The organism is Mucilaginibacter sp. NFR10 (assembly GCF_900100445.1).
Classification (GTDB): domain Bacteria; phylum Bacteroidota; class Bacteroidia; order Sphingobacteriales; family Sphingobacteriaceae; genus Mucilaginibacter; species Mucilaginibacter rubeus.
In genome coordinates, this window is the sequence record NZ_FMTV01000001.1 from 1,678,140 (window position 1) to 1,703,227 (window position 25,088).

Annotated in this window: 19 protein-coding genes and 1 other RNA gene; 13 read left to right on the top strand and 7 right to left on the bottom strand. The window is 40.8% G+C overall.

The annotated features are described in order from the left end of the window. Positions 1–51 precede the first annotated feature (51 nt). Entirely contained in the window at positions 52–660 is a 609-nt protein-coding gene (locus BLP33_RS06880; protein ID WP_090525965.1) for an RNA polymerase sigma factor, read from the top strand. 328 nt (positions 661–988) lie between these two features. Here BLP33_RS06880 and BLP33_RS06885 read toward each other — a convergent pair whose 3' ends face one another. The 3 genes from BLP33_RS06885 to BLP33_RS06895 form a co-directional block, all read right to left on the bottom strand. Next, entirely contained in the window at positions 989–1,690 is a 702-nt protein-coding gene (locus BLP33_RS06885; RefSeq protein ID WP_090525966.1) for a hypothetical protein, read from the bottom strand. Next, positions 1,687–6,678, bottom strand: coding sequence for a YCF48-related protein (locus BLP33_RS06890; RefSeq protein ID WP_090525967.1), 4,992 nt, complete (start codon positions 6,676–6,678; stop codon positions 1,687–1,689). The genes BLP33_RS06885 and BLP33_RS06890 overlap by 4 nt, the downstream gene beginning before the upstream one ends. A 476-nt stretch (positions 6,679–7,154) precedes the next feature. Then, complete coding sequence (locus tag BLP33_RS06895) at positions 7,155–7,595, bottom strand: Hsp20/alpha crystallin family protein (RefSeq protein WP_090525968.1); 441 nt, start codon at positions 7,593–7,595, stop codon at positions 7,155–7,157. A 136-nt stretch (positions 7,596–7,731) separates the two neighbouring features. Here BLP33_RS06895 and BLP33_RS06900 point away from each other — a divergent pair, with 136 nt between their 5' ends. Further along, positions 7,732–8,178, top strand: coding sequence for an acyl-CoA thioesterase (locus BLP33_RS06900; protein WP_090525969.1), 447 nt, complete (start codon positions 7,732–7,734; stop codon positions 8,176–8,178). 165 nt (positions 8,179–8,343) lie between these two features. Here the strand turns inward: BLP33_RS06900 and BLP33_RS06905 are convergent, their stop codons facing one another. Next, positions 8,344–9,741 carry an FAD-binding oxidoreductase gene (locus tag BLP33_RS06905; protein ID WP_090525970.1) on the bottom strand — a complete coding sequence of 466 codons (1,398 nt, stop codon included), beginning with the start codon at positions 9,739–9,741 and terminating at the stop codon, positions 8,344–8,346. Between the two features lie 2 nt (positions 9,742–9,743). Next, positions 9,744–10,139 carry a dihydroneopterin aldolase gene (gene folB, locus BLP33_RS06910; protein WP_254780075.1) on the bottom strand — a complete coding sequence of 132 codons (396 nt, stop codon included), beginning with the start codon at positions 10,137–10,139 and terminating at the stop codon, positions 9,744–9,746. A gap of 200 nt (positions 10,140–10,339) precedes the next feature. Between folB and BLP33_RS06920 the strand changes: the two genes are divergently transcribed. From BLP33_RS06920 to BLP33_RS06930, 3 genes are all read left to right on the top strand, one after another. Beyond that, complete coding sequence (locus BLP33_RS06920) at positions 10,340–11,521, top strand: acyl-CoA dehydrogenase family protein (protein WP_090525972.1); 1,182 nt, start codon at positions 10,340–10,342, stop codon at positions 11,519–11,521. Positions 11,522–11,625: 104 nt separating this feature from the next. Next, a complete protein-coding gene (locus tag BLP33_RS06925; RefSeq protein WP_090525973.1) occupies positions 11,626–13,722 on the top strand; it encodes a sensor histidine kinase in 2,097 nt (698 codons plus the stop codon). 143 nt (positions 13,723–13,865) lie between these two features. Further along, positions 13,866–15,947 carry a tetratricopeptide repeat-containing sensor histidine kinase gene (locus tag BLP33_RS06930; protein ID WP_090525974.1) on the top strand — a complete coding sequence of 694 codons (2,082 nt, stop codon included), beginning with the start codon at positions 13,866–13,868 and terminating at the stop codon, positions 15,945–15,947. 4 nt (positions 15,948–15,951) lie between these two features. On the opposite strand, the gene BLP33_RS06935 is transcribed toward BLP33_RS06930, so the two are convergent. Then, positions 15,952–17,310, bottom strand: coding sequence for a GH1 family beta-glucosidase (locus BLP33_RS06935; protein ID WP_090525975.1), 1,359 nt, complete (start codon positions 17,308–17,310; stop codon positions 15,952–15,954). Positions 17,311–17,608: 298 nt separating this feature from the next. Between BLP33_RS06935 and BLP33_RS06940 the strand changes: the two genes are divergently transcribed. The 8 genes from BLP33_RS06940 to BLP33_RS06975 all read left to right on the top strand — a co-directional run bounded on the left by BLP33_RS06940 (position 17,609) and on the right by BLP33_RS06975 (position 24,150). Continuing rightward, positions 17,609–18,076 carry a DinB family protein gene (locus BLP33_RS06940; protein WP_090525976.1) on the top strand — a complete coding sequence of 156 codons (468 nt, stop codon included), beginning with the start codon at positions 17,609–17,611 and terminating at the stop codon, positions 18,074–18,076. A 42-nt stretch (positions 18,077–18,118) separates the two neighbouring features. Beyond that, entirely contained in the window at positions 18,119–18,532 is a 414-nt protein-coding gene (locus tag BLP33_RS06945; protein WP_090525977.1) for a hypothetical protein, read from the top strand. Next, the gene (locus BLP33_RS06950) at positions 18,529–19,176 is read left to right on the top strand and encodes an SCO family protein (RefSeq protein ID WP_090525978.1); all 648 of its coding nucleotides are present in this window, start codon (positions 18,529–18,531) and stop codon (positions 19,174–19,176) included. Before BLP33_RS06945 ends, BLP33_RS06950 begins: the two co-directional genes overlap by 4 nt. Beyond that, complete coding sequence (locus BLP33_RS06955) at positions 19,173–19,589, top strand: c-type cytochrome (protein ID WP_090525979.1); 417 nt, start codon at positions 19,173–19,175, stop codon at positions 19,587–19,589. Before BLP33_RS06950 ends, BLP33_RS06955 begins: the two co-directional genes overlap by 4 nt. A gap of 134 nt (positions 19,590–19,723) precedes the next feature. Next, positions 19,724–20,111, top strand: an RNA gene (rnpB, locus tag BLP33_RS06960) — RNase P RNA component class A. Positions 20,112–20,293: 182 nt separating this feature from the next. Beyond that, entirely contained in the window at positions 20,294–21,679 is a 1,386-nt protein-coding gene (locus tag BLP33_RS06965) for a sigma-54-dependent transcriptional regulator (protein WP_090525980.1), read from the top strand. A 97-nt stretch (positions 21,680–21,776) separates the two neighbouring features. After that, on the top strand, positions 21,777–22,244 hold the full coding sequence (locus BLP33_RS06970) for a hypothetical protein (RefSeq protein WP_090525981.1): 468 nt from the start codon (positions 21,777–21,779) through the stop codon (positions 22,242–22,244). Between the two features lie 445 nt (positions 22,245–22,689). After that, positions 22,690–24,150 carry a hypothetical protein gene (locus BLP33_RS06975; RefSeq protein WP_139159946.1) on the top strand — a complete coding sequence of 487 codons (1,461 nt, stop codon included), beginning with the start codon at positions 22,690–22,692 and terminating at the stop codon, positions 24,148–24,150. On the opposite strand, the gene BLP33_RS06980 is transcribed toward BLP33_RS06975, so the two are convergent. Continuing rightward, the gene (locus tag BLP33_RS06980; protein ID WP_175489957.1) at positions 24,147–25,022 is read right to left on the bottom strand and encodes a fructosamine kinase family protein; all 876 of its coding nucleotides are present in this window, start codon (positions 25,020–25,022) and stop codon (positions 24,147–24,149) included. The genes BLP33_RS06975 and BLP33_RS06980 overlap by 4 nt on opposite strands. Between the last annotated feature and the right edge of the window lie 66 nt (positions 25,023–25,088).

Consider the following 25,088-nt stretch of genomic DNA (forward strand, 5'->3'; position numbering starts at 1 on the left):
AAAACTTTGTTATTACCTTGCATAGTTCAAGCTTAGCCCGGATTCTTTTAAATGAACTACGCTCAACAATCAGATGAAGATTTATTTGCCGCGGTGAAACGTAATGATAAAAAGGCGTTTACCCTGCTTTATGATCGTTACTGGGCGCTGGTTTATAAAAAAGCTTTTTCTTATTTGCGTGATACCGACACCTGCATGGGCATTGTAAACGACATATTTGTTAATATTTGGGAAAAGCGGGATGCGCTCAAAATCATTACATTTAAAAACTACCTGACCTCATCCGCGCGATACCGTGTATATAACGCTATAAAAGCAAGCAATACCTCGCCGGTAAAATATGTCGCAGATTACGAAAAGCTGGATGACTTAAGTGTTGTATACAATCGCGCCGAAACCAGTTTTGAAGTTAACGAACTAAGCACCGACCTGGATAAATTGCTCGATAAACTACCTCCGCGATGTAAAGAAATATTCCTTTTAAGCAGGGTAAATCAATTAAGTAACACCGAGATTGCCGAACGACTATCTATTTCAAAAAGAGCGGTTGAAAATCAGATCTCGCTGGCTGTTAAACACCTTAAGCCTCATTTTAAACACTATCCAACGGTTATACTTGTTGCAAAATTGATTCTCTTACATAACCAACTTGGGTTATAGGTAAAAATGGCAGCCTCCCGTTTACAATTGAACAAAAAAAAAGTAATCTGGAAAACTCCACAGTATTTCCGTCTTTTTACTCTACTGACATTATTTCATATGACTCATCTGCAAGTTCGAGTTCCGCTTGATTTGCCGGTCTTTGGATTTCAAACTGGCATGTATGTGATATTGTGGTCAAATCTTACGATATGCTCCCCAATAGAGCAATCAAATTGTAAACCATCTACAAGGAGATTAACAGCACGTTAGAAAAAAAACAAGTAAAAACGAATATCCGTGACCATCGTGGCAAGGCAGGAAAGGGTTTAAGGATTTACACCGCGCATCAATTTGTCTTGAACTCCGCCACATCCGAAGTCGAGGTATTATTATTACTATCGCGGGTAACGATTTTCCAGTAATAGGTAGTGCTGGGATTTACACTTACATTGCTTATAGTGGGCGACTTGATGTGGCTTTTATAAAGCGGGGTTGATGCCGTTGTTCCAAAATATAAATCATAATCAACTATGTCATTATCGACAGAGCCGCCCTGCCAACTCAATGTAATTCCGCCTGATGATGGCACAGTAATTATCCGCCCCATTGCAGGACTTAAATTATCGGCTGGAAAAGGTGCATAAGTTGTTATTCCATCCCCGGAATTATAAAATTTCCAGGTTTCGCTTTTGGCAGTACTGCTACTTTGGTTAGATTTGGAAACAACATACCATGAATAAGGCGTATTCCGGCTAACTATCACGTTTGCACTGTTACCCGCCGCAGCTGTAGCCAGCGTATCGCCTGTAAGCAAATTTTTAACAACAACTGTATAACTATCGGAATTACCACCATCGTTCCAGTGAAATTGAATCGTGCTGTTCAATTGCGAAACTACCGCACCTGATACACAAACCGCGTTCTGAGCCGGAAACACTAATATAGCACTCTTTGGTGCCGGTGGTGTGGGTGATACATTGTCTGTATGTTTTCCGGTGCAACCGGCTATTAATAAACTTAATACTATAAGTAAAAATGAATATCTCATTGTTTTAATACTTTAAATATAACTGAGGTAGAGCCAAGAGTAACCCTTAGCACATAGGTACCGATCATAAAATTTGGCACGTACACTTGCAATTTACCATTATTGTTTGCGGCTTGTTTATTATAAACTATTTTGCCAAATGAATCGCTAATAGTTATCCCTGCAGTTGATACCTTGCTCCCACCCAGGTCAATATTCAATACATCGATAAATGGTACAGGGTAAACGGTAATCACATCCATATTAATTACCTTTTGTATAACGCCCTGACAGGCCTTATCAGTCTGAATCTGCAGCTGATTGGCACCGTTATTCAAAGGTAGATTTACTTGGCTGGCATTTGTTTGATAAGTTTTTCCGTTAAGATTAATGTAATAGGTATTAGCCCCTGCCAAATCTATAGTTACTGTCCGTGAAGTTTGATTAACAACCGAATAAGCCGAAAGTAACTTTGGCTCGGTTACGTTTACCGAGTAACACCGTTGGAAAGTACTATTTCCGGATATACCAATACATATATTATACACGCCTGTATCAAGGCTATTAATAGTTAGGTTATCAGTAAAGGAAAGATTCTTTGTAAAGCCGCCTGGGCCGGTGACTGTAACTGTGTAGTTTAATACATCCTGGGCTTTGATGCCAATAGAGCCATTCGCGCTGCCCCGACATGATGCACTGGTAACAGAAACCATAAAATTACTGTCTGGTAAGGCTACTTTCCCTTGCTGTATAACAACATTCAAAACGGAGGATTTTTGCATATTCAACGCTTTGCTGGTTTCTACAACTGTAACCAGGCCATTACCTGGCTTGCCCCAGTTAACAGTAGCCTGGTTAGATGATGACTTAATACTAACATTGTTGGTTGCCGTCCAGCTAAAAGAGTTTGTACTCACAGGAGTGGAATAAATTACATTAGCGGCATAATTTGCCACCGTATCCGGCCCGCTTATCTCCGGAGCCGGCATATCTTCTACATCAACGGCTATTATTCTGCTTTGTCCGTTGCTGCAGTTGTTATAAGGTGTAACTTGTAATGTATATTTGCCACCGTTTTTCCATGATACGATGACTTGGTTATTATGGTACTCTACAAACTGAGCACCTGAAATATTCCATTTGTAATAGGTGTTTGGTACTGCTGCAACCGTATAAGCTGTTTTTATCCCCGAAACAACAACTGTATCCCCGGCAATGTAACCTGCATTTACGGGCGGCAGGCTTGTATTGTTCAATTTCATCAGCCAGCCGCTATATCCAGCAATGAACAGCTGTCCGTCATTTATTTGGAAACTCGGGAAGCCGTATCCATTTCCAGGTTGAAGTATCTGAGACCAGTTTAGGCCTCCGTCTATGGTTTCGTATATCTGCGTTCCCCCTTGTCCTTCATCGTATGCTGTATATGCATAACCATGCATATTGTCAACAAACTGCATATTCATAATATCCAGCTGCATTGACGTAGTTAGTTGTGTCCAGGTTTGGCCGCCATCGGTAGTTCGCAGCAAAAGGCCCTTAACTCCCCCTGCAAGCCCTGTTAATGCATCAAAAAAATGCAAGGAAAGTATAATCTGATCGTCTTGAAAATTTGTCGATTTCCAGGTATTCCCTCCATCTGTAGATTTATAAAGAGGCATCCCAATACCTGTGGTATAAACTGTAAGCCGATCGGCAATGCTGATGTTTCGAAGGCCCAAACCAAGCGGCTTTAACACAGGAGACCATGTATCTCCGCCGTCATTTGTCCGATATAGTGTTTGCCCATTTGCGTAGAAGCCTAAATTTGAATTATAAAAAGTAACAGGTACTGCAACAGGTGTGGTTGTATCTTTGTTTTTTAACACCCAGGTATTGCCTCCGTCTGTTGATTTATAAAGGTTATAATCATCTGCATAAAAACCGGTATCGGCATTTAAAAAAACACCGGTTGTTAAATAATCACCATATGGTATACTGATATTCATCGGCTTCCAGGTTGTGCCACCGTCCGTGGTCTTTAAACTTGTACTACCAAAAACATACCCGGTACCATTAGCAAACAGATTGCCCGCAACATAAGTGCTATTGCCAATATAAGATTGTTGTACCCATGTGCCTTTGCCGCTGCCAGTGTAAATAACGCTTCCTTGCTGCGCAGTTGCTCCCAATCCGTCAGCATGCCCCACCAAGCAAAGATTTGTACCTTTGTTATCAAAAGCCAGTGCAGTAAATACACCTGCCTGGCCAACAGTTTGCATTGTCCAGGTATGCCCACCATCGGCAGTTACATATAAGTAAGCACTATTAAATCCTGCCAGCGCATAACCGTTGTTTGAATCCCGAAAGTAGATACGGTCTACTATTCCATCTGATTGCAGAACACCGCTGCGTGCCCATGTGTTGCCGCCATCTGTTGTTTGCAAAACATCGCCGCTGTTACTGGTCATATAACCAACTTTAGCGCTAACAAAGGTGATGTTACTAAAGGCTGTACTTGATCCCACCGCACTTACAGAGATAGCCTGCCATGTGTTTCCACCGTCGGTAGTGCGCACAAGCGTACCGGATGAACCGCAGATAAAGCCTGTATTTTTATCGGTAAACCATACGCCGTAAAAGTTACTTTCATAATTGGTGTAGGAAAGCTGATTCCAGCTATGTCCGCCGTCGGTTGTTTTGAATATCGAACTTGGATTGTATGCATTACTGTTTGTAACTACATAACCAACAGAATCAGAAGCGAAATACATATTTGTAAAACCTGACGCATATTGTGGACTTGGCGGCCAGGTAAGCGGAAACCATGTATTTCCGCCGTCTTCGGTTTTAAGCATCGGTGGCGACTGGCCCGATATGTACCCTGTTTTACTGCTGGTAAATTGTACCCTGTAAAAATCATTCGTTATACCGCTATTTACTTTTTTCCAGGTTTGCCCTGCATCATCCGACTTAAGGATTACACCACCCGTTCCCACTGCAACGATACGGGTACCTGCGTAAGTTGCATCATTAAGTGAATAGGTTAAATTTTGAAATGATTTGGCGCAGGCTTCTGCCAGGTTAGCCTGCTGATTGCTTACCTTGATTGCAAATATTTTTTGAATAGTTGAGGTTCCCATGGTAGCCTGTACCCGGATAGAATATGTATTTCTGATCGCAAAATTAAAGATTGAGGCAGATTGCAACGTTCCGTTTACTATCGTAAAACTACCGTTATCGGCACTACCGTTGCCTGCTACCAACTGGTATTGGTATCCGGAGCCATTAGTCACCCCGAAAGCTCCTATTGAGGTATTTACAGGTAACTTTTCGCTGATGACATTATTTGATAAGGTAAAAGCGGCATTGCTGTCGGCAAAAACAATCTCTTTATTAAGCCCCCCGGAAGGAACTACGGGCGTTTTCATCACTGTACCAGACGCCGTGCCGTTTAAATTATATATAAAGTCCGTTTCGCCGCTGTTATCATTACTTTTTATTGTTAGCAACGCGCCAACCTGTTCGGCTTTAAGTGGCGAATATAACAGGTTAAAACTTGTTTGGCCGCCCGGCGGTAAAGTTTGGGGCGGAGTACCATTTACATAAAAGGACGCTCCCGAAACGCTTATTTCGCTAAAAACAAGTGCATTGTTACCTGTATTGGTCAGATTTACCTGATTAGTCACCACGCTATCTGGTTTTGATGCAATAGCTGATGTAGCCCCATTAACCAGTTTTTGTTGTTTCATGCTAACTTGCAACTGTCCGGCCGGCTCATTATTCCAAAGCCCTACGGGATAATTTGAATTAATTGTAAAGTAAAGATGGCCGTTGCCATCAAACAAACCTTGAGGCTGAGTTGGCTGATTGATGGCCTGACTGGCTGTAGTGCCGTTGTAACTCCATAATGCGCCCTGACTGCTAAAAAATAATTTACCGTTTGATACTACGGGCGTAATATTGTAGTCTACCATAGCATTTGCAGCTTGAACAGTACCTGCGGCAGTTCCATCCGAAGTATATAGCTTAGCATTAGAGGTAGCAGCAAAGTATAATTTGTTATTAAAATTGACAAAGTTGCGCATATTATTGTACGCAAGCCCCTGCGGCCAATCGTATGACCCAACTATTTTTGTACCGGCTGGGGTGCAATCACTCGTCCATAAAACATCAGTGCCGCTTGAACCTATACCGCTGGTGCGGATGGAGAAAAAAAAGTTGGATCCCACCGCGGTTATGTTGTCGATAGTACTGGTAGAATAACCGCCCGGGTTAAATGACTGAAGCAGAACAGGCTTACTGCTTGATGGCGACAACGCATAAAGATTCACGTTCTGAAAGTAGTAGTTTTCATCAGTAATGAAAACCAGATTATTGTTTATATTGGTCAGCATACCAAGAATCTGGTTATTATCGACAGGGATTTGTTTAGTACCGGCAGCCGTACCGTCTGATGCCCAAAGCCCGTTTTTGCTAAAATATAACTTATTACCCGCCACTACTAACTGTGAAATAATAGAATAGTCATTTACAGTTACCTGCACCGTACCATTTGATGTGCCATCAGTTTTCCAAAGCGAAAAGGTGATCCCATCGGATGTTCCTACAAAATAAAGAAGACCATTGTAAGTTGTAAACAGCTTGGGTTGGAAACCGTAGCCTGTAGGTGTAGGGCCTACATTTTTAACCATCATTGTGCCATTGACTGTACCGTCGCTTCTCCACAACTGTGTGCCATGAATACCATCATTGGCTGCGAAATAGGCGTTGCCTTTAAAAATGCCGATAGATGTTATGCCCGATCCGTTTGTGCCGGTGTAAATGTCTTTCACCATGACCGTGCCGGCTACTGTACCATCTGTTTTCCATAATTCCGGTCCGTGTATGCCATCATCACCAGCAAACAACATCCCGTTGCCGAATTGTACAAAAGCCGACACCGAATTGAAATTCTTTATAAAATTTTGCGAATGAGCTTCGGTAACCCCAATAAAACAGGCAATAAAAAACAAGCCTAATTTTTTTATCATAACAATAATTGTAATAAGCTACTTAGTTAACAAGGTTATAATCAAACATGGGTAAATCACCGGAAACATAACAGGAATGATGTAATGCGTAGGATTAATAGGCACAGTACCTTTGTTAAGAATTGTGATAAATATATGTTTAGTTATGCGTACTAAGTTAAGTCATATTTTCATAATGTACAAAGGAGAACTTTTAACAGAAAAAGATAACATTAAAGCATTCATCGGTATCCCGCATAAATCTATAACGGCATGTAAATGACCAAAAAACCAATCAGTATCAGTTGTTGGCAATACTTACAAATCTTGCGGGACACATTTGGCAGAATTAATACCTAACTAACAACTTGAGTTAATTAATAAAAAGTCAGTTAAAATATCTTACAGCTACAGCTTGGTTATTTTGCAAAAAAAAACCGCCCCATAACAGGGCGGCCTTCAAACCAAACTAACTACTTTATGAAAACAGTCTTTAATTATTTTACAGCTATTTCTCTTGTTTGAAATTTAGCTTCTTCTCTTTTTGCTACAGTAAGTTTCAAAATACCATCGGTATAATCTGCTTCAATTTTTGATTGATCAGCACTTTCAGGCAATGTGAATGACCTTACAAATGAATTGTAGCTATATTCACGTTTGCTGAATTTTTTACCTTCTTCAACATTTTCGGCTTTCTTTTCTGCAGCTACACTTAATACATTTTTGTCGAGATTGATTTTAAAATCTTCTTTCTTTAAGCCAGGTACAGCCAGTTCAACATGAAACTCATTTTCGGTTTCTGCGATGTTAACTGCAGGCACACGGGCAATCAGTTTATCACTTAAAAATGAATCATTGATCAGTGAATCAAATACATCACTAAAAAATGGGTTAGCTGAAGTGTTTTTAAGGCCGTTGTTAAATTTTACTAATGTCATTTTTATATCCTCCTAAAGTTTTGTTTTTTGTTAACTTCGTAACCTATTGATCAACTGCTGTACCAACAGCAAAACCGCCTATATTAAACGACAAAAAGTCACTATTAAATATTTTAGGCAGACAAAATGACCGAAAATGGCTGAAAAACTTACAGATTATAAATATAAAACCCTTATCCCTATCCGCTTTTCGGATATCGATTCATTTGGACACGTAAACAACGCAGTATATCTTACTTATTTTGAAATAGCCCGGATTGGTTATTGGAAGGAAATTATCAACTGGGACTGGAGCAATACCGGCATTATCCTGGGCCGGTCGGAGATCAACTATCTTAAGCCTATTACTGTTCAGGATAATATTGCCTGCTATGTACGTACCATCCGCATAGGCAACAGCAGTTTTGATATGATGCATGTATTGGTAAAAATAACCCCCAATGGCGAAGAAATTGTAACAACCGGCAAAACGGTTTGTATCAGCTACGATTACTCGGCCAATAAATCTGTTTCTATCCCATCACCTGAAAGGCACAGGATGATCAATTATGACGAACCGAGGTTAATTCTGAATACGAATTGATGTATTGATGTGCAAATTTCAAATGTGCAGATGAAACGTGTATTGTACAAGATTTCAAATGTACGAATATGCATATGTAGCTTATCTACGCTTACATATCTAATTCAAGCATTTGCACATTTGAAATCTGCATATTTGCACATCCATAATCTGCACATCTGAAATCTAAAATATCTTTCCCGGGTTCAAAATTCCTTTAGGATCAAACACGTGCTTTATTCCTTTCCACAACGCAAAATGCATTTCCGAATATTTTATCGGCATAAACTCTTTTTGCACCAGGCCAATTCCGTGCTCACCCGACAAGGTGCCGCCAAGCAATACAGTTAATTCAAATATCTCCTGGATGCCGGATTTGAGCTTATTATTCCAATCTTCATCGCTCATGTTGGCTTTAATGATATTTACATGCAGGTTTCCGTCGCCTGCATGGCCATAACAAACTGATTCAAAGCCGTATTTAGCACCCGTTTCTTTTATTCCTTTAATTAATTGTGGCAGTGCAGCACGCGGCACAACGGTATCTTCCTCTTTATAAACCGAGTTTGATTTCACCGATACTGCCATGGTACGCCTTAAACGCCAGAGTTCTTCTTTTTGAGCGGTCGAATCGGCAAACAACACATCGCGGCAGTCAAACTCTTCAAGCACTGCATTTATTTTTTCACAATCGGTAAAAATCACGTCCTGGTTGGTACCATCTACTTCAATCAATAAAAACGCTTCAATACCATCCTGCAAATCAAAAGCAATATCATCATGCTCCTTAACCCACTCCACTCCTCTTCGCTCCATAAATTCCAGTGCAGACGGGATGATCCCTGCCCTGAATATAGCCGAAACAGCTGCGCAAGCCATTTCATTGGTTGGGAATGAGGCCAGCATCAAAGCATCTAAAGTTGGAGCAGGAATAAGCTTTACCACAATTTTGGTAACAATGCCAAGAGTGCCTTCCGAACCAATCATCAATTGGGTTAAATTATAACCCGATGCGTATTTAAGGGTATTTGCACCCGTCCATATGATCTCGCCCGATGTTAAAACAACCTGCAAGTTCAATACGTACTCCCTGATGGTACCGTATTTAACAACCCGGGGCCCGCCTGAACCATGGGATACGTTGCCTCCAATAAAGCAACTGCCTTTGCTGGCCGGGTCAACAGGGTATAACAAGCCTTTTGCAGCCACTACGTTCATGAACTCTTCGGTTATAACGCCGGGCTCGACAGTGGCCTGCAGGTTTTGTTCATCAATTTCAAGGATTTTATTAAAACGTTCCATGGCTATCAGCAAACCGCCATTAACCGGCAGGGCGCCACCGCTTAAACCGGTACCTGCTCCGCGCGGTGTTACCGGGACCAGGTTTTCGTTACAGATTTTCAACAATGCAGCAACCTCTTCGGGGCTTTGCGGGCGGGCTACTACTTCCGGATAATAAACCAGGTCTTCGGTTTCGTCATGGCTGTACTTTTCGAGGCTTTCATGGCCGGTTAAAACATTACCGGTGCCAACAATTGTGGTTATGGCCTCTAATAGTTGAGCCGATATCTTATTGAATTCCATGATCAGGATTTCTTGTAATTTATAATAACAGCCGAATGCGCTACCTTACCGCTTAAGGGCGGAGTAAGTTTTTTAATGGTAACCTCAATACTTTCAACAAACGGGTATTTCTTTTTTATACGATCGATAATTGCCTGGCCAACGGTTTCAATCAATTTACGTGGCTGTTTCATCTCTTCGCATGTTATAATATACACACGTTCATAATCAACAGTTTTGCTTAGATTATCTTCCAGCAAATCGCCGGGAGGCACAAAACCAACATTCACATCAACTAAAAAACGGCAACCTATTTTTTGTTCTTCGGGATAAAATCCATGGTACGCGAAAAACTCCGCGCCCTGTAGGGCTATATTGATCATGGCCAAAAATAAAAAAAAGCCCTCTCTAAATCTCATTCTCTATAGAAAGACTTTTCAAAATATTTTTATTCCAGCTGATTTCCGGCACTCCAAAAAATATTTTCCAATCAAAAACATGCTTTAAACCGTTTAAACCTGCTTTTTGCCATAAAGTGGCTTCACACATCAAAAACGGCCTTTTCGACTTGCTTTTACCGGCGATAAATGCTTTATATTTGCCCACCAACTATAATATTATGGCCAAAACAGATCTGTACGAAGCCCCCGATTATTATTTATTAGATGAGTTACTAACCGATGAGCATAAGTTGATCCGCTCATCAGTTCGTGATTGGGTGAAGAAGGAATTGAGCCCTATTATTGAAGAGTACGCTCAAAAAGCTGAATTCCCTTCACAGCTGTTAAAGGGCCTTGCCGAAATAGGCGCTTTTGGGCCTACCATACCGGTAGAATATGGCGGAGCGGGCTTAGATTATACTGCTTACGGCATTATCATGCAGGAATTAGAGCGGGGCGATTCGGGCATTCGTTCAACAGCATCGGTTCAGGGTTCGCTGGTGATGTATCCTATTTATGCCTACGGCAGTGAAGAACAGCGTAAAAAATATCTGCCTAAGCTGGCGAGCGGCGAATTAATGGGTTGCTTTGGCCTTACAGAACCCGATCATGGCTCAAACCCTGGTGGCATGACCACCAACATTAAAGATGCCGGCGACCATTATATCCTTAACGGCGCTAAAATGTGGATCTCCAATTCGCCCTTTGCTGATATTGCAGTTGTTTGGGCTAAGGATGAAGCTGGTAAAATTCGCGGGCTGATAGTTGAGCGCGGCATGGAAGGTTTCACCACACCTACCACCCATAATAAATGGTCGTTAAGGGCATCGGCAACCGGCGAGCTTGTTTTTGATCATGTTAAAGTCCCAAAAGAGAACCTGCTGCCCAACGTAGCTGGTATAAAAGGCCCCTTGGGTTGTTTAAACCAGGCACGTTATGGCATTGCCTGGGGTGCATTAGGCGCCGCGATGGATTGTTACGACACAGCCCTCCGTTACACCAAAGAACGTGAGCAGTTTGGCCGGCCAATAGCAGGATTTCAGCTTCAGCAAAAAAAACTGGCCGAAATGATAACTGAAATTACCAAAGGACAGTTGTTAGTTTGGCGCCTTGGGGTACTTAAAAACGAAAACAGGGCTACTCCTGCCCAAATATCAATGGCTAAGCGAAACAGCGTTGAAACGGCCATTACTATAGCCCGTGAAGCCCGGCAAATGCTCGGCGGTATGGGCATTACCGGCGAGTATCCTATTATGCGGCACATGATGAACCTTGAATCGGTAATAACTTATGAAGGTACGCATGATATCCACCTGCTTATTACCGGTATGGATGTTACCGGACTCGATGCTTTTAAATAATGGATAATCAATATACTTTGACTTTTAGCAGCGCCGGTGTTATTCATGCGCATAAATATTGCTCATTATAATTATGAGCGTTATATTTGTTGTGTAACCACTTAATGTTGTCAACCCCTGATAGCCCAGTTAGTTTAAACAAACTGCTGGTCAACCATTTAATTTGGCTGGCCCTCGCTTTTCTATTGATATTTAATTCCTGTGCAAATAGCATCAATGATACAGGCGATTACTCCAGGCAGTTTAAAACAATATTTGATACGGTAAACCTGTATAATGGCGAAAGGTCTCAACCACATAAGGGCATTCGGTACCTTGACTCAGCTTACCGTACTATAAAAAACCCATTTGTAAGCGACAGGTTCCGTTTTTATGCCTTCCATTTTCTTTACAATTTAAAAGGGCTGCATGACCCTAAAAAAGCCATGCTTTATGCTGATACGATGCGGGCTGTGGCTACCGAAAGTGTTACCCCGGATCAGCATATTAAATTAACTGCCGAAGCCGATTTCGCTACCGGCGATGCCTATTCGGCCCTGGTAAGGTACGATCAGGCTTACAGGTATTTTTACAAGGGTTACTCTATCGGCAAAAACGCCATTGACGATGCCATCCTGGCCGAATACACCTACCGGATGGGGATGATCATGTTTAAACAGGGGCATTTTAGAGAAGCGGCCAATTATTTCAAGATCAGCCACAGGCAAAGCTATGCCTATCCCGATGATTTTCGCGCCTTTTACCAGCGACAAGAACTTTTGGATAATATTGGCGAGAGCTATAAAAACAGTGGCGATATTGACAGCTCAAGCTTTTATTTAAATAAAGCGCTTGTTTATATCAATGAAAACAGTTCCAGGTTTGCCGAAAGAGCAAACCTGCTTGAAGTTGCAAGAGGTGTGGTATACGGCAACCAGGGCGATCTGGCTTTATTAACCCATAATTATAACCAGGCACACGAATTACTGAAAAAAAGTATCGCCATTAATTTAAAACAAGGTTATGACAACCGCGATGCCGAATTAACCGAAATAAAACTTGCCCGGCTATATTTAATAACCAATAAACCAAACGACCTTTTTGAACTGCTGAAAAGACTCCGCGCCCAGCTCGATGCTATCAAAAATGATGACGCTGAAACCAACTGGAATGGGTTAATGAGTACTTATTACCTGCAAAAAAAAGATTACCAGAATAGCTTGTTGTATTTAAAAAACTATTCATCATTAAAAGATTCGGCAACAAAAAGGACTTCATCGTTAAAACGGACGGATATTAATCAACAACAGGCCAATTTTGATAAAGAAAATCAGATAGAAGACCTTAAAAGCCACAATAAACTGCAATTGATATACATTTACCTTGCTGTGCTTTTTTCAGTGATGGCAGTGATCATTATCTTCCTTGTTTTTCGTAACCTTAAAAGGTCAAAAAGAGATATCGTAGCTATAAAAACACTAAATGACCAAATTAAGCTGCAAAAAACGGAATTAGAAAACACACTTGAAGAAGTAAACCGGGGTAGCCGGGAAAAAGACCGAATTCTACGGGCTGTAGCACATGACCTCCGCAATCCGCTCGGAGGAATAGCATCGTTATCGGCCTCAATGGTTGATGATGCACGTGATGAAGAACAAACAGACCTGATCAACCTCATAAAAGAAACTTCCTATAATTCCCTCGAACTCATTAATGAAATCTTAGAGGCGGCAAATACTGCCAACATGACTTTTAATAAAGAATGGGTTGAAATTAACAGCCTCATTAATAAAAGTGTTGATCTGCTGCGGTTTAAGGCGGCCGAAAAAGACCAGGATATCATGCTTAGCTTATTGGATACACCTACTGAAATATTGATAAACAGGGAAAAAATATGGCGGGTTATCAGCAACCTTATCAGTAATGCCATAAAGTTTAGTCCCAAAGGTGCCGTTATTTATGTAATTGTAAACCAAAAACATCAAGGCGTTGAAATATGTGTTAAAGATTACGGTATAGGTATTCCTGATAAATTACAGCAACAGGTGTTTAATATGTTTACCGAAGCTAAACGGCCTGGCACCGACGGCGAAAAATCATTTGGCCTCGGGCTTTCCATCTGCCGTCAAATAGTTGAAAAACATAGCGGCAGGATCTGGCTAAAAAGTGAATCAAATAATGGTTCAAGTTTTTACGTCTATCTTCCGGCTCAGGCGTCTTAATATATCAGTTATTCCAAACCGATTTACTTTGAACGGATGATAAATAGATAAAAAAATTGGTAAAACGGCCTGGTCATTTTTATTTTTTTTATAGATTACCCTTGTTTTACAACTAACTCTAAACCTCGCATAATTTAATATTGATGTTTATATACAAAAGCTTCAGGCAAATATGGCTAACCGGTAATATACAGGGTTGTTTGCTTTTTGTTTGCTTTTTGCTGATAACCACTTCATGCGGGCAACAGTCAAAGGGCTTTCTTTCGTCTTCAGCATATAATAAAGCCGTTGACACTGCAACTATAATGTATGATAATGGGCATCATAATGCAGCAGTAAATTATCTTGATTCAGCTTTCCGTCATTCAAGCAACCTTAGCTTCAAACAAGTTTATAATTACTATTATTTTATCTACAATTATGCTTCGCATATAAAGGCCGATCGAAAAATGGCTTTGCTGTACGCCGACAGTATGCTCAATGTTTTCGATACGCCGGAGAAGAAGCTAAAATTTACCAGTGAATATGGACAGGCTCATCTTGCCAAAGGAGACGTGTTATTTGACGAACATCGTTACAACGAAGCTTACGGTTATTTTTACGAAGGGAAAGTAATTGCCAATAATAACCTTGATGAATGTACCATGGGTGATTATAGCTATCGCATGGGCATGATACTATATAAGCAGGAACATTACAGCCGGGCCGCAGAATATTTTAAGGAAAGCTTTGATGAAACCAGGTCATGCGAAGGGAACTTCAATTATTTTTATCGCAGACAGGAATTATTGAATAATATAGGTTTAAGCTACAGTAAAATGTTGATGAATGATAGTGCCATGTATTTTTACAACAAGGCCCTTGATTACATTAATGATAACACAGCAAGGTTTAAAGACAGGCCCCAAATGGGGGAAGTATCCAAGGGCGTTGTATATGGCAATATGGCTGATATAAGTATCAGGCAAAAAGATTATAACAAGGCTAAAAGCCTGCTTAGAAAAAGTATAGCTATCAATCTGCGCAAAGGAAACGATAATAATGACGCTCAACACTCCGAATTAAAACTTGCATCTATATACGATCGGCAAAACTTAAATGACTCTTTATTAAACCTCCTCAATATTATCAGCCTCCAGTTTGATAGTGTTCAAAGTCGGGAAACCAAACAAAACTGGCACTTATTGATGTCAAATTATTTCGAGAAGCAGAATAATCATCAGCAGGCAATGACGCACTATAAGCAATACGATGAGCTTAAGGACATCATAGTAAATGAAAACAAAAAACTAAAAGAAGCCGACGTTGCAGAACAGGTTAAAAGCCTTGAAAAAGATAACGAGTTTAATAACCTTAAAAAAAACAATGAATTGCAGCATATTTATCTGAGAGTAACTGTTGTTTTTGCCCTGATGCTCATTATTATCATTTCCCTGGTATTTTTAAACTGGCAAAAATCAAAAAAGAACATTAAAACACTTGGAAGCCTTAATAACCAGATAAACCATCAAAACCACCACCTTGAAAGCGCCCTCCGTGATTTAAAACTCAATAACCAGGAAAAGGACCGGATTTTACGCACTGTTGCACATGATCTGCGCAACCCTATAGGCGGAATAGCCTCGCTTACCAGCGTAATGACAGAGGAAAATTACAGCGACGAACAAAAAGAGCTGCTAAATATTATCCGGGAAACTTCATTTAACTCCATTGAACTAATCAATGAAATTCTGGAAGCCACTGAATCCGCTTCGGCTATATTACATAAAGAAGCGGTTGAAGTTAATTCCTTATTGAGCAATAGTGTTGAGTTGATGCGTTTTAAGGCCGCTGAAAAGCAGCAGATTATCAATACTTTCCTGTTAAATTCACCACTCGAAATTTACATTAGCCGTGAAAAAATATGGCGGGTGATCAGCAATCTGATCAGTAATGCTATTAAATTCAGTCCGGAAGGATCGGCTATTTTGGTTATGGCCATTGATTTGGAAAACGAAATCCAGATTTCAGTAAAAGATCACGGTATAGGGATTCCCGAAAAGCTAAAAAACCAGGTGTTTAACATGTTTACAGATGCCAAACGGCCCGGAACTGCGGGCGAAAAATCATTTGGCCTTGGCCTTTCCATCTGTAAGCAAATTATTGAAGATCATAACGGCCGTATCTGGTTTGAGAGCGATACCGAAAATGGCACGTCTTTTAATTTCACGCTCCCTAAAAACTAACAGCTTATTTCAAAAATCCAGCATACCACCTGCCGGATGCTTTAACCATGCGCTGCTGGGTTGCATGATCAACATGGATCAGCCCAAAACGCGGATGATAACCTTCGGCCCATTCAAAATTGTCGGTGAGGGTCCACACAAAATAGCCATTAACCTTACAGCCTTCATTTTTTGCCTTTAACACCTGTGCTATGTAATCCTTTAAATACTTTAATCTTTTGGGGTCATTTACTTCACCATCAGTAACCTCGTCGGGAAAAGCTGATCCATTTTCCGTAACGATAATCTTTTTAACATTAGGATATGCATCATATTTTTTGATCATATGGTAAATAGAAGGCGGGTAAACCTCCCAGCGCATAGCTGTAAGATCAACGCCCCTCTTTTCGGCTTTGACCATACTTGCTTTGATATAGGGCGTAAAAAAAGAATATTTTACAATTTCGCGGGTGTAATTCTGTATGCCGATAAAATCAAAATCAAATCTCAGCTTATCCTCGTCGCCGGGGTAAAAATACTTTTTCAGGTCGTTAAGCGCAGGCAGGTCTTTTATTGGGTAACCCATGCCCAACAAAGGTTCAATATATAGCCGATTGATCAGCGCGTCGGCACGAACGGCGGCAGCTATATCCCTGGGTTTATCGGTATAAGGCTCTATTTGCGAACACGAAAATGTGGTACCTATTTGCGTTGTTGAGGACAGCAATCTTCGCAGGATCCTGCCACCTTCAGCAATACTCATGGTAACGTGATGTATGGCGGGTACAAAGTTTTTCATACCACTGCGTCCCGGCGCATGGATGCCAAAAAAATAGCCGGCTCCCGTAAAAACTACAGGCTCGTTCATTACCATCCAATGTTTTACCCTATCGCCAAAGTTTTGAGCACAGATAGTGATGAACTCACTAAACCAGGTTATTGCTTCACGATTTGTCCAGCCGCCTTTAACTTCAAGCACATGCGGAAGGTCCCAGTGATAAACAGTTAACCAGGGTTCAACACCTTGCTTAAGGCAGTAGTTAATTACCCGGTTATAATAATCAATGCCGGCCTGGTTAATTTTCCCGGTGCCTTCGGGCAAAATACGGGTCCAGGATATAGAAAAACGAAAATTGGGAATATTAAGTTCTTTTATGAGGTCGATATCACGCTCATACAAATTATAAAAATCGCAAGCGGTTTGTGCATGGTCGCCATTCAGGATCTTTCCTTTTTTTGTGGTAAAAACATCCCACACAGATAGTCCTTTTCCATCGGCATCATGAGATCCTTCTACCTGAAAAGCAGCAGTTGAAACGCCCCATTCAAAGTCGGCACCAAAAAGATCTTTGCTTAAATGTATTTCCTGGTCAGTAAGTTCCATTAATTTGAGCTACAAAAGCCCAAAAGTGCAATTATATTTATAAATGAAGAATTATAAGTGATAACTTAATGTATGAACGACGAACGCATACTTTTAAGCATAATCCACTGACGGAAATTGATCAGCAGTTTCGAAATATTGATAATGAATTTCATGCCCTTATGTTATTTAACTTTAAAAATAAAGGTAACAAGCAGATGTTTGCTGAATGTGACAACTATGTTATTTAATTGTTAACCAGCATTTTCATAAATATACAAAATTGCTTTAATACATTAGCCATTAATTTACAAACGCTATGAAAACACACTTTATAAAAATGTTTGGTTATAACCTGTTTGCCAATCAGCAGTTGATACAGACAATGGAAGCAAACGGTTCGCCGGAGGTAACGCTTAAACTGATGGGCCATCTGCTGGCCGCCGAACAGGTATGGCTCGAAAGATGCAAACTTATCCCTTCTTCTCTGCCTAACACATGGCCCGAAAATGTTACAATTGAGCAATGCAAAAAACAGGTACCGGAGCGTTATGAAGCATGGGTCACATTTTTAAACGAAATCGATGAGGAAGATCTGAATAACATAATTCCGTATCATAGCTTTACCGGCGACTATTTTGAAAACCAACTTGGCGATATTATTACGCAGGTTCTTAATCATGGTACACATACCAGGGCCCAAATTGGGCAACAGCTAAAGTTTGCGGGTACAAAAACTTTACCTGTTACAGACTATAGTTATTATTTAAGAGTGTTAAACAGCTAAACATTTAGCATATTTGCCAAGTTTTATCACGCATCAAAAACCATGAAAAAACATCTATTCGCAGCCGCGGGCGTTGCCCTGCTGTTAGGTTGTACCGACACTAAAAAACAGGAAAAAGATCTTTTGAACCAGGTAATTGCCGTACATGATAAAGTAATGGCCAATGACGAGCAATTGATGAAAAATAAGATGCTACTGGATAGCCTTGTAAAAAACAATGCCCCAAATATCAATAAAGACACAGCAAAAGTGTATTTAAAACTGGTGGATGATGCCGATAATGCCATGAGCGACTGGATGCATAAATTTGATGCGGAAAATAAAGGCAAATCGCACCAGGAAATTATGGACTATCTTGAAGCTCAAAAGAAGCTCATCAGCAAAATAGATACGCAAATAAATGTAGCTGTTACCGGCTCAACTAAATATATAACCCAAATACCGGCAAAAAAATGAGGAAATCGTGGATAGGCATTGTGATATTAATGCTTTTCAATGCCTGCAAATCAAATACTAAAACCGCCCTTCCCGTATTGGGTTATAAAACTCCGGTAACTAAAACGGTTAATGGCAAAACAGTAACAGATACTGAGTACGCCACTATCCCACCCTTCAAGTTTGTAAACCAGTATGCTGATACCATCACTCAGAAAAACCTGGATGGAAAAATTTATGTAGCCGACTTTTTTTTCACCACCTGCCCTTCTATTTGCCCGGTGATGCACCGAAATATGCTTAATGTATACAAGGAGTTTAAGAATGATGATAACTTCAGGATCATTTCGCATACCATCGATCCCAAATATGATACCGTGCCTGTATTAAAACGCTATGCGGATAAATTAGGGATTGCGGGCAATACCTGGTGGTTGCTGCATGGTAAAAAAGGCGATACTTATAAAATTGCCAAAAGCTACCTGCAAAGTGTATCCGAAAAAAATCCCAAAGGCGAATACATTCATGATGGCTTCTTTATTTTAATAGATAAACAGAAACGCCTTCGCGGTACTTACGAAGGAACAGACCCGGCAGAAGTAACCAAACTGATTGCCGATATCAAAACCCTGAAAGCCGAACCTGACCAAATTGCCGCCAAATGAAATTAAAGGTAATAGGCATTATAGCCATTTTGTTAGTTGTAGTTGGCGCATCATGCCAAAGCGATGATCAAATTGAGTTTAAACGCTATTACTCGGGCGGGAGCCTTGTTTACCAGCAGCATTGTCAAAATTGCCATGGCGATAAAGGACAAGGTTTATCGGCACTTATTCCTCCATTAACAGATTCAATTTATTTAAAAAATAATAAGAGAAAACTTGCCTGCTTTATCAAAAATGGCCTTAAGGGAAAAATAACCGTAGCAGGCCGCTCTTTTGACGACCAAATGCAGCCTGATGATATAGCCCCTCTTGAAATTGCTAAAGTTCTTACTTACGTTACCAATTCCTTTGGTAATAAAATGAGAACTGTTACATTGCAACAGGTTCAGGATGATTTGAAAAATTGTCAATAGTTTTTGTTCATAGATGATAGTTCATGGTTCATAGTTTATGATAAATACCCTAAGCTATGAACCATGAACTACAAGCTTTTGCTATGATCTATGAACCATCAACCATGAACTAAACTAATTTCCCTATCTTTACAACCGCAAAACGTTCTATCGCTGCCAGCTTGTTTGGCGGAGGAAAGTCCGGGCAACACAGAGCATCCTGCTTCCTAACGGGAAGGCGCCGGCAGCCGGCGACAGCAAAGTGCCACAGAGAAAATACCGCCCGCTTAGGTGGGTAAGGGTGAAAACGTGAGGTAAGAGCTCACGGCGTAACCGGGCGACCGGATATGACGGTAAACCTCAGGAGTTGAAAAACCAAATAGGTCCTGAAAGCGGAGTTGCTCGCTCCCGTATTAGCCCAACGGCTAATCGTTAGGATGGGTAGGTTGTTTAAACCTGTTAGTGATAACAGGGCCAGATAAATGATAGAAGTTGCCCTTTAACAAGGCAAAACAGAACCCGGCTTATAGGTTTGCTGCTGTATAACCCCTTGCTGTAAAGCGAGGGGTTTCTTTATTTACACCAATTTATTTTTAATAAATTTTTACAACCCTGCAAACATTTATCCGCCTTAAACCTTTATAGCACATTAAAAGTGTTTGTTTTTCTATACAAACCCATATATTAGCAAACAACAATTACATATCGGTACATAATTACAAAACATGGCTAAAATTTTAATAATTGATGATGAACGGTCTATTCGTAACACGCTTCGCGAGATTTTAGAGTATGAAGATTACGAGGTTGAAGATGTAGATAACGGCGTTGACGGCCTTCAGTTAATTGAAAAAAAAGACTATGACCTGGTACTGTGCGACATTAAAATGAACCGCATGGATGGTATGGAGGTACTTACCGAAGGCCTCGCCATTAAGCCCGATCTACCTTTTATTATGATATCAGGCCACGGAACGGTTGAAACCGCTGTTGAGGCCAGCAAAAAAGGCGCGTTTGACTTTATTTCAAAACCACCTGACCTTAACCGCCTGCTTATTACCGTTCGTAACGCGCTTGATAGGGGAAGCCTTGTTGTTGAAGCTAAGGTACTTAAACGTAAAGTATCAAAAGTACGCCCCATTTTAGGCGAATCGCAGGCTATCCTCAAAATAAAAGAAACTATTGACCGGGTGGCCCCAACCGATGCCCGTGTATTGGTTACAGGCGCCAATGGAAGTGGCAAGGAATTGGTTGCACGCTGGCTCCACGAAAAATCAAATCGCTCGGCTGCACCCATTATCGAGGTAAACTGTGCTGCAATCCCTTCAGAATTAATTGAGAGTGAGCTATTTGGCCACGAGAAAGGCTCATTTACATCCGCCATCAAACAACGTATTGGCAAGTTTGAATCGGCAAATGGAGGAACGTTATTTTTGGATGAGATAGGTGATATGAGCCAGTCGGCCCAGGCTAAAGTTTTGCGTGCCTTACAGGAAAATAAGATTACGCGCGTAGGCGGCGAAAAGGAAATTGACGTTGATGTACGTGTAGTAGCGGCAACCAACAAGGACCTGCTAAAAGAAATTGAAGCCGGTAATTTCCGTATGGACTTGTATCACCGCCTAAGTGTAATACTAATCCACGTACCGCCGCTTATTGAACGCAAAGACGACATCCCGCTGTTAACTCAAAGCTTTTTGGATGAGATTTGCAATGAATATGGCATGCCGGTTAAAAAGATCTCTGATGCTGCGCTTGAGGCCCTTAAAGCCCTGCCATGGACCGGTAATATCCGTGAACTCCGCAACATGGTTGAGCGCTTGATCATCCTAAGTGATAAAGTTATTACAGATAACGATGTTAGAGCGTTTGCAAACCCATCTGCACCGGCAGCAGTCGGCACTGGCAGCACAGCCGCTCCTGCCCCGCAAACAGATTTTGATCAGTTCAATAACTTCCAGGAATATAAGGACTTCGCCGAGCGTGAATACATCAAATTCAAGCTGGAGAAAAACAACTGGAATGTGTCAAAAACTGCTGATGATATCGATATTCAACGCAGTCACCTATACAGTAAAATTGAAAAATTTGGCCTTAAGCGCGGCGAATAACATAAACTTTTGAAATTATTTTAAAAAGCATCGGCAAATATGATAGCCGGTGCTTTTTTTATGTTATTATTGTATCTCAATAACCTTTATTAACACCATGAAAACCTATTACTTAGCATCTTTTTTACTGTTCGCCCTATGCTCATGCGGTAACCAGCCAAAGGCAACTACAGAAACAACCGAACCGGCCGGTAAGCTTGACGGGACCTGGCATCTGATATCAAGCAAAAGCATTATGAAGGGCGATACTACAGTAACCACCCCTCCTAAAGACCAGGAAATGTTTAAGATGTTTAACGCCACTAACTTCGCCTTCTTCACGCATGACCTGGTACACGGCAAAACAGCCAAACCGGTTTATTCGTCGGGCGCGGGCACTTATACCCTATCCGGCGATGATTATACCGAGCACCTGGCTTATTGCGATGCCCGCGATTGGGAAAACAGGGATTTCAAATTTAAGCTCACTATGAAAAATGACACCTTGACTCAAAAAGGAATTGAGAAGATAGACAGCCTCAAGGTTGATCATGAGATCATTGAAACTTATGTAAGAGTGAAATAAACCTTAAAACTTATATTTTAAAGCCCGGCGTGTTCCGGGCTTTTTATTTGCACTGTTTATTTGAACGAGCCGGACAACCTTTCCCCTTTACAATAACAATAAATCGTAACCTGCGCGGTAACCCATTCGTTAAAAACTAAATTATCCCAGTTTATAATAAGTTAAATTTTATTGGAAAGCCTTCACAAAAAGTTAGCCGATTGTTGTTTGTAAACGATGGAATTTATTGAAGAAGTCTTTTTATCGGCCCGGATTAATTGTACTTTACCCGCTAAAGACCACTCAAAGAATGAAGCTGTTAATTAACCATAAGATACTGTTAATGTTATCGTTATTTACTTTTTCATTTAATCGCTGCAGGCCGCAAAAAAGCTCAGAAGGCATTACAACTATTAAATCTATTCACACAATTTCAGCTACGAGTTCAAATATTCCGCTTAAAAACATGTTTGGCATAAACGCGTATGAATGGAATTTTTTGCAGGATCCCGCCAATCCGGAGCAAAAAGGAGCCATTTACGAAACCAACATGAACCTTATCAAGTCATTCAGTGCAGTAAGGCATTATTTAGGCTGGGCCCGGATGGAAAGCACTAAAGGCAGCTATACCTTCAACCCCACTCATAAAGACAACTGGAACTATGATCTCATTTATAGCCGTTGCAAACAGGAAGGCATATTGGTTTTGGCAGATATAAAAAATTGTCCGCCATGGTTGGTTAATACTTATCCTAACAATATGCGGGATCTTGAAAATGCGCCGCTTATTTATGGCTTAAGTAAGGCTGATCCGGCAAGCTATATTGACCAGGCGCACATGGCCTTTCAATTTGCCGCCAGGTATGGTTATAATACTAATATTAACAGGGCATTGATAAAAGTTGACACCAGCATGCGATGGGCAGATGACTCGCCTAACCAGGTAAAAGTGGGCATGGGCCTTATAACTTACGTAGAGTGTGATAATGAGCGCGATAAATGGTGGAAAGGATCGGCAACACAACAAACCGCTGAAGAGTATGCAGCTAACATGTCGGCCTTTTATGATGGCAACAAGGGGAAGTTAGGAAAAAATGTCGGTGTAAAAAATGCTGATCCTAATATGAAAGTGGTAATGGGTGGATTAGCTACAGCCGACATAAATTTTGTAAAGAAAATGGTAGAGTGGTGCCGCATCAACCGTGGTTACAGGGCCAACGGCAGTATCAATCTGTGTTTTGATATTATTAACTACCACTATTACAACAATAACGGTAATATTTTAACACATCAGCCTGCCACGTTTGGCCTGCCGCCGGAATTGTCGATGGCGGGGCAAATTGCTGATTCGTTTGTTCAGTATGCAAATTCTTTTGTTAAACCAATCCCTGTTTGGGTAACCGAGTCTGGCTACGATATAAACAAGGGAAGCTATCAGAGAGCTTTAGATGTAGGGCAAAAGACATCGAAAAACACCCAGGCAGATTGGATTTTAAGAACTTCGCTTCTTTACATCAGGCATGGTATACAACGTGTATTTTATTACCAGCTTTTTGACGATGCTCCTAATGTTGCTGTTCAATATGCTACATCTGGTTTAGCCGAAAATGGCAAACGCAGACCTGCTGCCGATTTTATATTGCAAACATCAAAATTAATGGGTAACTACACCTACACAAGTACCATTAATGCCGATCCACTGGTTGATAAATATCTATCGGGATCACAAAGCATGTACATATTAACCATCCCTGATTATCAGGCACGTACAGGTACATATACACTTAATCTTGGTACAGCTAAAGCAAATGTTTATACACTAAAAACAGGTGCCGGTAATGTTGTTAAAACAACCCTAAAAACAGTTAACGGGAAACTTATTGTTAAAGTAACCGAAACACCAGTCTTTGTACAGGGCACAAACTAACTAAATGCCGCAAGATTATCCCTTACCTCGTTGGCGTACGTACCGCCAAACAGGTTTACGTGAACCAACAGCGGATAAAGGTTCCAAAGTTTAAGACGCTGTTGCCAGCCAGGCCGTAACGGAAATTCCTGGTTATAAGCCTCATAAAAAAAGCGGTCAAAACCACCGAAAAGCGTGGTCATCGCAATATCAAACTCACGATTGCCATAACTAACCGCCGGATCGATCAGGTAAGGTTTGCCACTGGTATCAATCAAGTAATTACCTCCCCAAAGGTCTCCGTGCAGTAATGCGGGTGGTTCTTCCGTAAATAAACCTGGAAGCTTTTTATAAAGCTGATCAAACTGGTGAATATCGGTCCGGGAGAGTTCCTTTTTGTCTACCGCCATTTCAACCATCGGCTGCAACCGCTGTTCAATAAAAAAATCGCTCCACGTAGCATACCAATTATTAGTTTGAATTAGCGAACCCATATAATTGTCAACATAAAAACCAAATTGGGTATTGGTTTTTTTATGCATTTGAGCAAGCTGCATTCCCAACTTAGAAGAAGCAGGCGCATTAGCAGAACCAACATTTATCCACTCTAAAACAAGGTAACTATCATTGCCTAACTCTCCCTGCAAAACAAACTCAGGAACTGCAATTGCATTAGTTTGGCGAATAGCCTTCAACCCCTGCTGCTCTTTCGCAAACATATTGGGGAACTTATACCTGTCATTTACTTTCAATAAATAACTGTGATCGTCGCATTGCAAATGGTAGACATCGTTTATATCACCACCGCTCACTGCATTAACATTAATGATTTTAATATTGAGTTTACTTTGAATATAACTTAATAAAATATCGGGGATGAAGTTTTTAAACATAGGCGATAATAAAATCATCAAATCTTACCAGGCTAAATTATTTGTTTTAGCACACAATTAAATTGC